Source organism: Sphingomonas sp. BL-S-05 (assembly GCF_055521695.1).
Map to the genome: position 1 here is coordinate 545725 of NZ_CM145499.1, position 12595 is coordinate 558319.

Here is a 12595-nt window from a genome sequence, read left to right on the forward strand (position 1 = left end):
GGGGGCCTCCGGTGATCGAATCGCTCCTGATCGCGAATCGCGGTGAAATCGCCCGCCGCATCCTTCGCACCGCCCGCCGCCTCGGCATCCGCACCGTCGCCGTCCATAGCGACGTCGACGCCAACCTGCCCTTCGTGACCGAGGCGGACCAGGCGGTCTGCATCGGCCCGGCCCCGGCCCGCGAAAGCTATCTCGACGGCGCGAAAATCCTCGCCGCCGCCCGCGAAACCGGCGCGGCGGCGATCCATCCCGGCTATGGCTTCCTGTCCGAAAATGCCGAGTTCGCCGAAGCCGTTACCGCCGCCGGCCTGGTCTGGGTCGGCGCGCCCGCACCCGCGATCCGGGCGATGGGCCTGAAGGACGCGGCCAAGGCGCGGATGATCGCCGCCGGCGTCCCCGTTACCCCCGGCTATCTGGGCGACGACCAGTCCCCCGACCGGTTGCGGGCGGAGGCCGACGCGATCGGCTATCCCGTGCTGATCAAGGCCGTGGCCGGCGGCGGTGGCAAGGGCATGCGCCGCGTCGACGCCCCCGCCGCCTTTCTCGAAGCGCTCGACAGCTGCCGCCGCGAAGCCGCCGCCGCCTTTGGCGACGACCGCGTCCTGATCGAGAAATACATTCTTTCCCCGCGCCATATCGAGGTGCAGGTCTTTGGCGACGCCCATGGCAACGCCGTCCACCTGTTCGAACGCGACTGCTCGCTGCAACGCCGCCATCAGAAGGTGATCGAGGAAGCGCCGGCCCCCGGCATGGACGCGGCGACCCGCGCCGCCGTCTGCGACGCCGCCGTCCGCGCCGCCCGCGCGGTCGACTATGTCGGGGCGGGGACGATCGAATTCATCGCCGATGGATCGCAGGGACTTAGCGCCGACCGCATCTGGTTCATGGAAATGAACACCCGGCTGCAGGTCGAACATCCGGTGACCGAGGCAATCACCGGCACCGATCTGGTCGAATGGCAGCTCCGCGTCGCCTCGGGCGAGCCATTGCCCCTGCGGCAGGACCAGTTGGCTATCAACGGCTGGGCGATGGAGGCGCGGCTTTATGCCGAAAACCCCACGACCGGCTTTCTTCCTTCGACCGGCCCCCTCACGCACTTGAAACTGCCCGACGATATCCGTGTCGATGCCGGCGTGCGGCAGGGCGATGCGGTGACGCCGCATTACGACCCGATGATCGCCAAGCTGATCGTCCACCGCCCGACCCGCACCGCCGCCGCCGCGGCGCTGGCGAAGGCCGCGTCGCAGGTGCAGGTCTGGCCGGTCCGCACCAACGCCGCCTTCCTCGCCCGCTGTGCTTGCAACGCCGATTTCGTGGCCGCGCGGATCGATACCGGCTTTATCGAACGCCATCTGGAGACGCTGGTCCCGACCGGCACCCCGCCCGAAACCGTGATCGGCAGCGCGGCGGCGGCGCTGGTCGCGACCGACCCGACCGATCCGTGGCAGGCGCTGACCGGCTTCCGCCTCAACGCCGAACCCGACACCCGCGTCGCGGTCTCGATCGGCGGCACGACCCATCTCGCCCCCTTAGGCGCGGCCGGGCAAATCGCGCAGGTCGCCCATGAACGCGTCCTGTTCGCTGCCGGCGAAGCCTTTCCCTTTGCCGCACCGGTCGCGGGGCAGGGCGGGGCGGGGAGTGCCGGCGACGGCGCGATCCTCTCGCCCATGCCCGGCCGTATCGTCGCGGTCGCGGTGGCGCCGGGCGACCGTGTAACCGCCGGTCAGCGGCTGGTGGTGCTGGAGGCGATGAAGATGGAACAGGCGCTGCTCAGCCCGTTCGACGGCGTGGTCGCCGACCTGTCCGCCCGCGAAGGGACGCAGGTCGCCGAAGGCGTGCTGCTGGCCCGCATCGCGAAGGACGAAGCATGAGCGGCCGTTTCTACGACGAATGGCAGATCGGCGACCGGATCGACCACCCGATCCGCCGTACCGTGACTGAGACCGACAATTTGCTGTTCTCGGCGATGACCCACAACCCGCAGCCGCTGCACATCGATGCGGAGGCGGCAAGGGCGTCGGAGTTCGGGCAGATCCTCGTCAACGGCACCTTCACCTTTGCGTTGATGGTCGGCCTCTCGGTCGGTGAGACGACGCTTGGCACGCTGGTCGCCAATCTCGGCTACGACCAGTTGGTGATGCCGAAGCCGGTATTCATAGGCGACACGCTGCGCGCCACGACGGAGGTTACCGCGTTGAAGGACAGCCGGTCGCGCCCCGACGCCGGAATCGTGACCTTCACCCACGAGTTGCACAACCAGCGCGACGAGACCGTCTGCCGCTGCCTGCGCAGCGCCCTGCTGAAGCGCCGGCCATGAGGCTGCGTTCGCTGCTGTTCGTGCCCGGCGACCGGCCCGATCGCTTCGCCAAGGCGGCGGCGAGCGGGGCGGATGCGCTGATCCTCGATCTCGAGGATGCGGTCGCCGCCTCTGCCAAGGAGAATGCCCGCACCGCGGTCGCCGGATGGCTGAGCGAGCCGGCTGCGGTCCCGCGCTTCGTCCGCATCAATCCGGTCGACGGGGCGCTGGCGGTCGGCGACCTCGATGCGCTGCTCGGCACCCGACCTGACGGCATCGTGGTGCCCAAGGCCGAGGGCGCGGCGACCATCGCCCGCATCGATACGCTGCTGGCCGAGCGCGGCCTTACCGATCTCCCGCTGCTCCCGATCGCGACCGAAACGCCGGCAGCGATTTTCCAGATCGGCAGCTATGCGGCGGTTGCGCACCGTCTCGCCGGGCTAACCTGGGGGGCGGAGGACCTGCCCGCCGCGATCGGCGCGACGACTGCGCGCGAGGACGATGGTCGCTATACCGCGCCCTATGAACTCGCCCGCTCGTTGACCCTGTTCGGCGCGCACGCGGCCGGCGTGGCGGCGATCGACACCGTCTATCCGACGATCCGTGACGAAGCGGGGTTGGCTGCCTATGCCGCCCGGGCGGCCCGGGACGGTTTCACCGGGATGATGGCGATCCACCCTGCACAGGTTGCGGCCATCAATGCCGCCTTCACCCCTTCCCCCGCAGCCATCGCGCGGGCGCAGGCGATCGTCGATGCCTTCACCGCGCAGCCCGATGCCGGCGCGTTGCAGGTCGACGGCCGCATGGTCGATGCACCGCATCTTAAACAGGCCCGGCGGGTGCTGGGGGCCGCGTAACGAGGGCCGTCCTACTCGACCGGGATCGAGGGTGGGGGTGCGGCCAGCTTGCGCAGCGCGGCGCGGCGTTCGCGCTCGACCAGTGCCCGGTCGGCGGTCAGCCGCTTGCGGACGGCCAGATAATGGAGCGCAGCGCGCCGGTCGTCGTCGGACAGCGGCGTCGCGGGCAGGTCGGCGGCGGCTTCCTCCAACGCGGTCGCGCTGGGCGCGGGCGTGGCGTGCGGCAGACCGGCATGGCCCTGCGACGCGATATCGTACCAATAGGCCGCAGATCGGGAAAAACCGGGCAGCGCTTCGGCGACGGCGGTGAACTGCTCGACCGCCATGGCGTGGCGGACCAGTTCGGCCTCGATCGGAATCAGCGCCCGTTCCGCCAGCAGCATGCGCAGCATAGTCGCATCGCGATCGAACCGGCCCCATGCCGCCTGGTTGAAGTTCTGTTGCGACTCTTGCAGCGTCAGCGCCCGCAGGATTTCGCGCCGATCGGGTCGCCGCCACAACCAGCCAACGCCCTGGATCGCGAACCAGCCCCATCCTACCAGCGCGAACCCGGCCATCGCCAGCAGCAGCACGCGCCACAACGGTTCGGCGGTCGATCCGGCGGCGATGCCCACCACGATCGCGGCGACCGTTGCTATCGCCAGTCCCAATCGCGGGTCGCGATACCATGTCTCGCGCACACCGCGCCTCCTTTGCTCGTTCAAGGTCGCCGACCCTATCATCAATTGCGCCGCCGTCGCCACCGCGCCGTCATGCGGCGATGCGCAGCCGGTCGCGTCCCTCCGCCTTTGCGACGTATAGCGCGCGATCGGCGGCGCGCAGCACCGCGGCGGCACTGGCTCCGCCGTCGATCGTCGCGATCCCGGCGCTGGCGGTCAGTTCGACCCATATTCCGCCGTGGGTCAGCCGGCTTCCCGCCAGCGTTGCGCGCAGCCTTTCGCTCAACTGCTGGGCGCGGGCGATGTCGGCGTCTGGGAACAGGATTCCGAATTCCTCGCCGCCCAACCGCGCGACGACGTCGTCCGTGCCCACGACGCCTTGCGCGATCCGGGCGAAGCATTGCAGGACATGGTCGCCCACATCATGGCCGAACCGGTCGTTGACCGCCTTGAAATGGTCGAGGTCGAACACCGCGACGCAGCCGCCGCGACCGCCTCTCGCCGCGGTGTCGAGGCGCGCGGCCAATGCCGCATCGAACACCCGCCGATTGACGAGGCCGGTCAACGGATCGGTCGACGCCGCGCGTGACAATTCGGCCTCCCGCGATTTGCGATGCGACACGTCGCGGATCATCGAGACCGTACCAGTGACTGCGCCGTGTTCATCGGTCACCGCCCGGATATGCGCTTCGAACCAGCGTAGCGCGCCTCCGGCCACCTGCGCACGATATTCGACGATCTGCGTGCCCGTCGGTGTCTGGATCGCATCGCGATGCCCGACCAGCGCCAGGTCGCGGTCGGACGGATGCACCATTTCGAGCGCCCGTGTGCCGAGCAGCTGGCCCGGCGATCGGCCCGCGACCGTTTCGATGGAGCGCGAAACATAGGCGATGCGACCGCGTCGGTCGAGGCTCAGGACGATGTCGCTCGAATGGTCGGCCAGCAGGCGATAGCGTGCCTCGCTCTCGCGCAACCGGCGGTAAAGCGATTGCCGGCGACCAAGATCGGCCGCGACCGGAAAGGCGGTCAGCACCGTGCTGGCGATGTAGAGCTGCAGGAATTCGAGCCGGAGATGGAGGTCGTCTCCAAGGAAATTCGTCGGACCCATGTCGTGCAGCGTCGCATAGCCGCCGATCGCCGCCAGTATCGTCGTCGAGGTCGCGGCACCGATCAGCCCCAGTCGGAAGGTGGTGAGCATCACCGGCAGGATCGGCAGGAACAGCAACGGCAGGCGGTCCTGCCCGAAGACTCCCATCGCGACGATCGCCGTTGCGGCGAGCAGCATCAGGCCCTCGCCGCGGAGCGTCGGTGCGGCCTCACGCCACCAGCGCCGGATCGCACCCGAAAACAGCATCGCGAACAGCGGCGTCAGCGCGATCATCCCCAGCCCGTGGCCGACGAACCACGTCCGCCACTGCGGCATGAAGGCCTGGTCGAAATGCAGGGCGGCGGCGCTGGCGGCGATCGTCGCCCCCAGCGCCGGAGCGACGATCCCGATTGCCAGCACATACCGCCCGATCCGGGCGAGCGTGCCGAGGAAGCTGCGGCGTATCTTCATCCGGTGGAACAGCCAGATGGCGATCGCGACCTCTCCTATCTGGGCCACGGCTATCGGCACGGCGGCGATCATGCCGGATCCACGCACGACCGATGCCGTCAGGCTGGCGATCGTCGCGCCGATCAGCATCGCGCGCCAATCGCGACGCGACCGCACGATCAGCAGCGCAAGGAGTGCCGGAGAGGCGAGCCAGATCGTCGCCACGCTCCGGTCGGGAACGGGATCGACGGTCAGCAATGCCGACAGGAAATAGATCAGGCCCGAACAAAGCGCGATCCCGATCCTGCGATTTCCCGTCGACATGGTCCGCATGGTGACGCAGTACGGTTAACGCGGCGTATAAATCGCAGTTAGCTCAATTCGTTACGATCGAATTTGTCGCGCTTGCGCTGGCCGAACAGTAATTTTCGTTCGAGATGGCGGCGAAGGTCACCATAATAGGCTTCGAGAAAGGCAAGGTCGGCACCCTCGTCGGCCCGGCCCAGTTTGCGCCGGATCGCCCCCGCGACCGCGAACAGGTCGGTCCGGTCGTTCCGGCGCAGCACATCCTCCAGCCGCTGCAGTTCGAACGCGCCATAGGCGTCGAGTTCGGCGGCGGTGAAGGGCGCGATCCGGGCCCGGTCCTTTTCGTGCGCGGTCTGGATCAACAGATCCTCCCCCAGCTTGCGCACCTCGCGCTCGACCACCCATGTCCCGGCGATCAGGTCGCCCGCGCGCAGCCGGTCGCGATTGAACAGCGGCAGGAACAGCAGGATCAGCGCCCAGCCCAGCGCCAGCAGCGCCGTCCAGCGCGACGCCATCCCCTCGGCAAAGGCGAACCCCAGAAAGGCGAGCGGCAGGAACACTTCGATCTCGCGCATCAGATTGCGGGCGAGGACCGCAGCGCCGGTCAGCCGTGCGCCGTCGCGCGACACGACGCGCAGCTTCATCAGCCGCTTGCCCGGCGTCGCCGCCCGCCGGCCGGCTTCGTGCAGGACGAAGTAGAAGTTGCGGAGCACGAAGAAGCCAAGCAGCCAGACGATCGCGTAGAGCGATCGTGCACCCTTGGGACCGCCGATCGCCAGCGCGGCGATCAGCAGCGTCGTTCCGATCAGGATGGCGAGCATGATGATCGCATCGATCGTGAACGCACCCGCGCGCGCCCCCGCCGAGCCGAGCCGGAGGTTGAGCGGCACCCCTTCGGGCGTCACCAGTTGCCGGTCGAGCGTGCGCGGCACACGCGGCTTGCGCGGTCGTTTAGCCACGCCGGCCGCCGAAGCTGAAATACGCGATCCACAGCGCCAGCATTCCGCCGCCGATCGCGAGGCGTGCGCTGTCGTCATTGACGAGCTGCCGGCCGAACCCTTCCAGCAGCCCGGCGATCAGCAGCATCAGGATGACGCCGATCATCACGATCGCGCCACGCCGTCCGGCCTCTGCCGCCGCGGCCATGCGTGACCGGTCGCCGGGAAAGGCGACCGCGCGGCCGATATGGATCCCCGCCGCACTCGCGATGGCGATCGCGGCGATCTCGGTCGTGCCGTGGATCATCAGCCACGCGAACAGCCCCCAGCCAAGGCCATGCGGCACGAAGGCGGCGAACATCGCGCCGCCCATCGCGCCATTCTGTACGGCCAGGATGATCGTCGGGATGCCGAACAGGAAGCCGAGGGCAAAGGCGAGGATCGCAACCTGCGAATTATGGGTGAAGAGCGACGTCGCGAAGATTTCGAGCGGCGCTTCGCCCGGCTTGCCGTAGAGCGATTCCCGCAGGGTCGCGGCGTTGGCATTCATGTCGCGACCGCTGGCGAGCTCGGGGGAGATCATCGCCGAATACCATGCCGGATCGCTGCGGACGAGGTGATAGGCGGCGAAGGCGCTGAGCAGCAGCAGCGCGGTCGACAGCAGCAATTCCCACGCGATGGCACGAACGGCGCGCGGCCAATGCGTTGTGAAGAAAGCCTTTACCTGCCGGCCCCAGGGTTCGCGCGCGGAATAGAGCGCGAAATAGGCGCGGGTCGACAGCGCCTCCAGATAGCCGACCAGCGAGGCGTCGAGCGAGGTGGCGCGGGCGATCGAAAGTGACGATAGTGTCGCGCGGTAGAGGCGCGGGAGGTCGATCAGGTCGGTGTCGGACAGGCGGCGGGGCGATTTTGCCTCCAGCTTATCAAGGAGTTCCTCCAGACGCGCCCAGTCGGCTTCGCGTTCGGTGCGGAAATGATGGGCGCCGAAGTTGACACTCATCGTCCGCGCTCCCGGTGGTTCACATAGCGTTCGACCAAAGCGAGCGGCATCGCGTCCGCCGCGGCCTCGATCACGTCGATGCCCATGCGCCGCAGCCGTTCGACAACGATCGCGCGGTCGCGCAGCAGCATATGGGCGACATTGGCGCGGACGAGGTCGTCGGCGCTATCGGGCACGGCATCGCGAACCCCCTCCAGTTCGAGGTCGCGGAAGAGGACGAACAGCACGCGGTGGCGTTTCAACATCCGCTGCGCTGCCGCCAGCAACAATTCGGCGCTGGTGGTGTCGGTGAATTCGGTGAACAGCACCACCAGCGCGCGCCGGTCGAGCTTCTGGTCGAGCGTGACGAGGCCGAGCGTGTAATTGCTCTCCTCCACGCCGTAATCGATATCGGCGGCGGCGTGGTGCAGCCGGGCAAAGCCGCGCGTGCCGCCCGATATGCTGCCGCTGTCGACCTGCGGCCGGGCGGCAAAGGAATAGAGCCGCACCCGGTCGCCCGATTTGAGGGCGACGAAGGCCGCGAGCAGCGCCGACGACACCGCACGATCGATGCGCGGCACGTCGCCGACCGGATCGGTCATCGCGCGGCCGGCATCGACCGCGAAGACGATCATATTGTCGCGTTCGGTATGGAATTCGCGCGCCAGCAAGGACGCGTGGCGGGCCGATGCCTTCCAGTCGATCGCGCGGCGCTCCATGCCCGGCTGAAAATCGGTCAGGACCTGAAAATCCTGCCCGTCGCCATGGTCGCGGCGCAGGCGGTTGCCGGCCGACACGCTGTTCAAATACTGGCGCATCCCCTGATCGCGGACCGGGCGGATGTCGGGCAGAATGGCGATGGTGCGGTCGGTCTTGCGGCTGGTCTGCCGCCATGCCAGCCCGAGCGGACCGGCCTGCCGTGTCCACAGCCGATGCAGCCGCGCCCGGCCGCGCCGGACCGCGCGATATTCGCCGGGGCGGCTGCGTTCGACCGGACCGTCGATCGCGGCGGCGAGGTCGGCGCTGCCCAGCCGGAAGGTCTCGCCGATGTTCAGCGTCGTCGGCAGGTCGGGGAGCGCTGCCGCCGGCTGCTTCGCCAACAAGGCGTCGGCCACGATCAGCGCCAGCACCCCCACGATCCACACCGGCGCGGCGATCCATGCCGCCGGGGCCAGCACGCCCAGCGCGAGGCCGACCGGCGCGGCAAGCGCGGTCAGCTGGATCGCGCGGGGCGTGGGGACGATCATCGCGGTGCTTCGACCGATGCGATCAGGCCGGCGACGACATCGTCGATCCGGCGGCCGTCGATCTCGGCGCTGGGCGACAGGATCAGACGGTGGCGCAGCAGCGCGGGGGCCAGCGTCTTCACATCGTCGGGCAGGACATAATCGCGTCCGTCGAGCGCCGCTGCCGCCCGTGCCGCCGCCGCCAGTGCCGATGCCGCGCGGGGTGAGGCGCCCGAGGACAGGTCGCCATGTTCGCGGGTCGCGCGGATCAGGCGGACGATATAGTCGATGACCTCGTCGACCAGCCGCACCTGTCCGACCGCGTCGATCGCGGCGGCGATTGCGCCCGCATCGGCAACCCGTTCGACGCCCGAATCCTGCGGGGCGGGGGTGCCGGTGCGGGTGCCATATTGGGCGACGATGGCGCGTTCGGCCTCCAGATCGGGCCAGCCGATCGCGATCTTGAACAGGAAGCGGTCAAGCTGCGCCTCGGGCAGCGGATAGACGCCCTGTTGCTCGATCGGGTTTTGCGTCGCGACGACGGTGAAGCGGTCCGACAGTTGCTCGGTCCGGCCGTCGATGGTGATGCGGCGTTCTTGCATCGCCTCCAGCAGCGCCGCCTGCGTCTTGGGCGGGGTGCGGTTGATCTCGTCGGCCAGCAGCAATTCGCAGAATACCGGGCCGCGGGTTAGCGCGAATTGCGACGTCTGGAAATTGAACAGGTTCGAGCCGATGATATCGCCGGGCATCAGGTCCGGCGTGAACTGGATGCGGCCGAAATCGAGCCCCAGCGTCCGCGCGAAGCTCTGCGCCAGCAGCGTCTTGGCAGTGCCCGGTGGTCCTTCGAGCAGGACGTGACCGGCCGAGAACAAGGCGATGGTGAGCAGCCGGACGGCGTCCGCCTGTCCCACCACTGCCTTGCCGATCTCCCGGTCGATCGCCGATCCCAGCGACCGTACCTCGTCGAGCGTCATGCGCCTGTTTCCTTCTTCCATGCGTGCAGGTCTTTCGCCGCGGCCAATGCGTCGCTTTCGGTGTCGGCATCGCGCAGGCGGCGGTCGAGTTCGGAATAGCCGGGATGAATGCGGTCGAGCCGTTCGGGCGAGGGGGTTTCGCCTGCCAGCAGCCGCCGCGACGTCACCTCCAGCATGGTATCGGCATAGCGTTCGCCGGCGCGGGCGGTACGCCGCGCCAGCCGGGTCAGCGCGACGATATTGTCGATCAACGCCCGCTTGCCGAGCGCCACTCCGCGCGGATCGGCGACCGGCGGGCCGAAGCGTCCGGCGGCGGCGATGCCGGCGAGGATCGCGGCGGCGATCAGCGCGAGGGTCACGCCGAGGAACGGTGGCAGGAACAGCAGCTTGACCAGATTGCGGTCGCCGCGCGTGTAATGGAGCGAGCGGTCGAACACCGCGCGCCCGTCATGTTCGGGGTCGATCGCGCGCAGCATGGCGAGCGCCGCCCGCGCATTGCGTTCGTCGGCCATGGCGCGGTTGTTGACCAGATCGGGATCGACAAGGACGAAGGTGTCGCTGCTGCCGATCTGTCCCAGCACCGCCGCGCCGTCGCGCGCGACGATCAGCGGTTCGATCGCGTCGCCCTTCACCGCGTAGAGCGGTCGGTCGGGGACGGCGAAGGAGCGTATTTCGGGATAATCGACGCTGACCCCGACATTCTCCCGATCTTCGTGATGCCATTCGATCTCGGCGGGGACGAGCTTCTCGACACGATTCAGGTTGACGACGCCCGTACGACGGACCCTTCCCCCACCCAACGGAATTGCCTCGGTCTGCCATTTGGGCAGGATGATAAGCGTGGGAAAGCGCATCAGCGGATGGCCCTCCCGCTCGACGAAGTCGTCGCCGCCGGTCGATGCACTGGCGAGGGCGATGCGCCGGTCGACGATCGTCTTGATATCCTCCGGGCGCGTCGTTTCCGTCGGGGTCAGGATCAGGATCGCCGGATTGTTCAGCGTATCCTTGTCGTCGCGCTCGGCCGGCTGCACCGCACCGACCAGCCGTTTCAACGCGTGATATCCGGCCCCGTCCTTGCGATCGGCAGCCGGCGCATCGCCGACGGCGCGCGACAATTCATCGCCGAACCCGGACATCAGGATCGAGGCGAGCAGCAGCAGCGCGCCGCCGATCACGAGGAGGATGACGGTGCGGACGGCGAAGGGCGAGGACTGGTTCACCGACCACCCTTCAGAGCGAAACCGGCATAGTCGGCGCGCGCCCGTTGCCAGTCGTCATCGCCAAGGGCGCGCCCGCCGAACAGGCTGCGTTCGACCGCGGCGACGATGCCGGCGAACACGCCGCGCGCCGCCGGGGGCAGCGCGTCGGCACGGGCGATGTCGCGGCTGGTATCGGCCGGGCGCACCACGTCGCCGCGCCATGCGACGATGTCGTCGATGCTGCGGAAGAGGAGCAGGTGGACCGCTTCGTCGAACCGCCCGGCGGCGGCAAGCGCGTCGGCATCCTCCAGCAGCGCGCGGGCGCGGGTCTCGGTCGGTGCCCATTGCGGTTCTTCGGGCAGGGGCTTGCCGGCGAAGCGTTCGCGCAGCCAGTCGCGCAGGCCCGGCACCAGCGCGAAGAGGAGTGCGGCGGCGATGGCGATGCCGATGATCCACAGGATCAGCTGCCATCCGCCGCCGACCCATTCGATAAAACTGCCGATCGCGCGCAGCACCGGTTCGAGCCAGCCGGGCGGCGGTTCGGGCGGCTCGATCGGTTTGGGGGGCAGGTTGAACTGGATCGACGGATCGGCGCGGATCGCCTTCCATGCCGCCGTCACGCGATCGGAATCGATCGCGGGCACGGCCGACGCGGCATTGTTCACGCTGTCCGCGATCTGCCCCCGCGCCACGTCGGTCCCTTCGGTACGCCCCCGCGGCGTGTGCCCTGCTTGGAGCAAATCGCCGATTTACATGCAACGCTTTTCCACCCAGACTTTCGGTCGATGCCGGGGCAGGCATCGGGGGAGTGTCATGTTTGCCGCAACGTTCATATTGGTATTGTTGCCGGTATTGTTCTTCGGCACGTTCCTGTTCGGCGCGTGGCACGAGGGTCGCAACTCGCCCTACAGCTTCGGCATCGGACGAGTGATTTCCAACAGCTTCGGCGCGATCGGCGGCGCACCGGTGGCCTTGATCGTGGCAAGCTTTGCGCTGATCGGGTCAACGACGCTTGTACCGCATTTTCTCAATGGTGTTGCTGCAAACCGGTGGATCGGGATGATGGGCATCGGCATCTTGTATCTGCTGATCTACCCGTTGGTAACGCTGTTCACGACGGTGATTGCGATCGACGTGCTCGACGGCCGGGCCATCAACCTGCGCGAGGCGCTGACAGTCGCAGCGAAGCGGTATTTTCCGGGGATAATTCTGTTTGTTCTGATAGCGATCGGGCTGAGCGCGGGGTTCCTGATGTTCGTAATCCCGGGGATCGTGTTGTCGTTGACATGGTTCGTGGTGTGGCCGGTGCTGGCGACCGAAGGGCGGAGCGTGTTCGGTTGTTTTGCACGTAGTGGAGAATTGATGAGCGGGATGCGCTGGCGGCTGCTCCTCCTGCTGGTCATCGCCTTCGTCTTCTATATGTTGTTCGCCGGCATGGGGAAGGCATTGATCCTCGCACTCGGCGTCGAGGATGGCAGCCTGACCGAGGTGATCATCCAGGCTACTACCGGCACGCTGACCGGCCTGATCCAGACCACTGGTGCCGCCGCCGTCTATCACGAGGCGCGCACCGCGAAGGAAGGCATGGGCAGCCATGACCTCGAAGCGGTGTTCGCCTGAACGA

General features: G+C 68.0%; 12 protein-coding genes. 4 read left to right on the plus strand and 8 right to left on the minus strand.

Going from position 1 to position 12595, the window contains the following annotated elements; translation table 11 throughout:
- Positions 1-11: 11 nt before the first annotated feature.
- From ACZ1JS_RS02240 to ACZ1JS_RS02250, 3 genes are read left to right on the plus strand one after another with little or no spacing between them, the layout of a single operon-like run.
- Positions 12-1871 (plus strand): acetyl/propionyl/methylcrotonyl-CoA carboxylase subunit alpha, encoded by a 1860-nt coding sequence (locus ACZ1JS_RS02240; protein ID WP_465167526.1) that lies wholly within the window; start codon positions 12-14, stop codon positions 1869-1871.
- Positions 1868-2317 carry a MaoC family dehydratase gene (locus ACZ1JS_RS02245; protein WP_465167527.1) on the plus strand — a complete coding sequence of 150 codons (450 nt, stop codon included), beginning with the start codon at positions 1868-1870 and terminating at the stop codon, positions 2315-2317. Before ACZ1JS_RS02240 ends, ACZ1JS_RS02245 begins: the two co-directional genes overlap by 4 nt.
- Positions 2314-3153 carry an HpcH/HpaI aldolase/citrate lyase family protein gene (locus ACZ1JS_RS02250; protein WP_465167528.1) on the plus strand — a complete coding sequence of 280 codons (840 nt, stop codon included), beginning with the start codon at positions 2314-2316 and terminating at the stop codon, positions 3151-3153. Before ACZ1JS_RS02245 ends, ACZ1JS_RS02250 begins: the two co-directional genes overlap by 4 nt.
- Positions 3154-3164: 11 nt before the next feature.
- Here the strand turns inward: ACZ1JS_RS02250 and ACZ1JS_RS02255 are convergent, their stop codons facing one another.
- From ACZ1JS_RS02255 to ACZ1JS_RS02290, 8 genes are all read right to left on the minus strand, one after another.
- Positions 3165-3833: a hypothetical protein gene (locus tag ACZ1JS_RS02255; RefSeq protein ID WP_465167529.1), complete on the minus strand. Its 669-nt coding sequence runs from the start codon at positions 3831-3833 to the stop codon at positions 3165-3167.
- A 70-nt stretch (positions 3834-3903) separates the two neighbouring features.
- Positions 3904-5673 (minus strand): sensor domain-containing diguanylate cyclase, encoded by a 1770-nt coding sequence (locus ACZ1JS_RS02260; protein ID WP_465167530.1) that lies wholly within the window; start codon positions 5671-5673, stop codon positions 3904-3906.
- Positions 5674-5720: 47 nt separating this feature from the next.
- Positions 5721-6614, minus strand: coding sequence for an RDD family protein (locus ACZ1JS_RS02265; protein ID WP_465167531.1), 894 nt, complete (start codon positions 6612-6614; stop codon positions 5721-5723).
- Positions 6607-7593, minus strand: a complete 987-nt coding sequence (locus ACZ1JS_RS02270; protein ID WP_465167532.1) for a stage II sporulation protein M — start codon at positions 7591-7593, stop codon at positions 6607-6609. Before ACZ1JS_RS02270 ends, ACZ1JS_RS02265 begins: the two co-directional genes overlap by 8 nt.
- Complete coding sequence (locus ACZ1JS_RS02275; RefSeq protein ID WP_465167533.1) at positions 7590-8819, minus strand: DUF58 domain-containing protein; 1230 nt, start codon at positions 8817-8819, stop codon at positions 7590-7592. The genes ACZ1JS_RS02270 and ACZ1JS_RS02275 overlap by 4 nt, the downstream gene beginning before the upstream one ends.
- Positions 8816-9772 carry an AAA family ATPase gene (locus ACZ1JS_RS02280; protein ID WP_465167534.1) on the minus strand — a complete coding sequence of 319 codons (957 nt, stop codon included), beginning with the start codon at positions 9770-9772 and terminating at the stop codon, positions 8816-8818. The genes ACZ1JS_RS02275 and ACZ1JS_RS02280 overlap by 4 nt, the downstream gene beginning before the upstream one ends.
- Positions 9769-10992: a hypothetical protein gene (locus ACZ1JS_RS02285; RefSeq protein WP_465167535.1), complete on the minus strand. Its 1224-nt coding sequence runs from the start codon at positions 10990-10992 to the stop codon at positions 9769-9771. The genes ACZ1JS_RS02280 and ACZ1JS_RS02285 overlap by 4 nt, the downstream gene beginning before the upstream one ends.
- Positions 10989-11663 (minus strand): DUF4129 domain-containing protein, encoded by a 675-nt coding sequence (locus ACZ1JS_RS02290; protein WP_465167536.1) that lies wholly within the window; start codon positions 11661-11663, stop codon positions 10989-10991. The genes ACZ1JS_RS02285 and ACZ1JS_RS02290 overlap by 4 nt, the downstream gene beginning before the upstream one ends.
- Before the next feature lie 121 nt (positions 11664-11784).
- Here ACZ1JS_RS02290 and ACZ1JS_RS02295 point away from each other — a divergent pair, with 121 nt between their 5' ends.
- A complete protein-coding gene (locus ACZ1JS_RS02295) occupies positions 11785-12591 on the plus strand; it encodes a hypothetical protein (RefSeq protein ID WP_465167537.1) in 807 nt (268 codons plus the stop codon).
- Positions 12592-12595: the final 4 nt, after the last annotated feature.

Bases quoted from the DNA above. Each gene is read 5' to 3' on its own strand.
- ACZ1JS_RS02245 (WP_465167527.1), top strand. From the start codon at position 1,868: ATGAGCGGCCGTTTCTACGACGAATGGCAGATCGGCGACCGGATCGAC.
- ACZ1JS_RS02280 (WP_465167534.1), bottom strand. From the start codon at position 9,772: ATGACGCTCGACGAGGTACGGTCGCTGGGATCGGCGATCGACCGGGAG.
- ACZ1JS_RS02260 (WP_465167530.1), bottom strand. From the start codon at position 5,673: ATGTCGACGGGAAATCGCAGGATCGGGATCGCGCTTTGTTCGGGCCTG.
- ACZ1JS_RS02275 (WP_465167533.1), bottom strand. From the start codon at position 8,819: ATGATCGTCCCCACGCCCCGCGCGATCCAGCTGACCGCGCTTGCCGCG.
- ACZ1JS_RS02270 (WP_465167532.1), bottom strand. From the start codon at position 7,593: ATGAGTGTCAACTTCGGCGCCCATCATTTCCGCACCGAACGCGAAGCC.
- ACZ1JS_RS02295 (WP_465167537.1), top strand. From the start codon at position 11,785: ATGTTTGCCGCAACGTTCATATTGGTATTGTTGCCGGTATTGTTCTTC.
- ACZ1JS_RS02250 (WP_465167528.1), top strand. From the start codon at position 2,314: ATGAGGCTGCGTTCGCTGCTGTTCGTGCCCGGCGACCGGCCCGATCGC.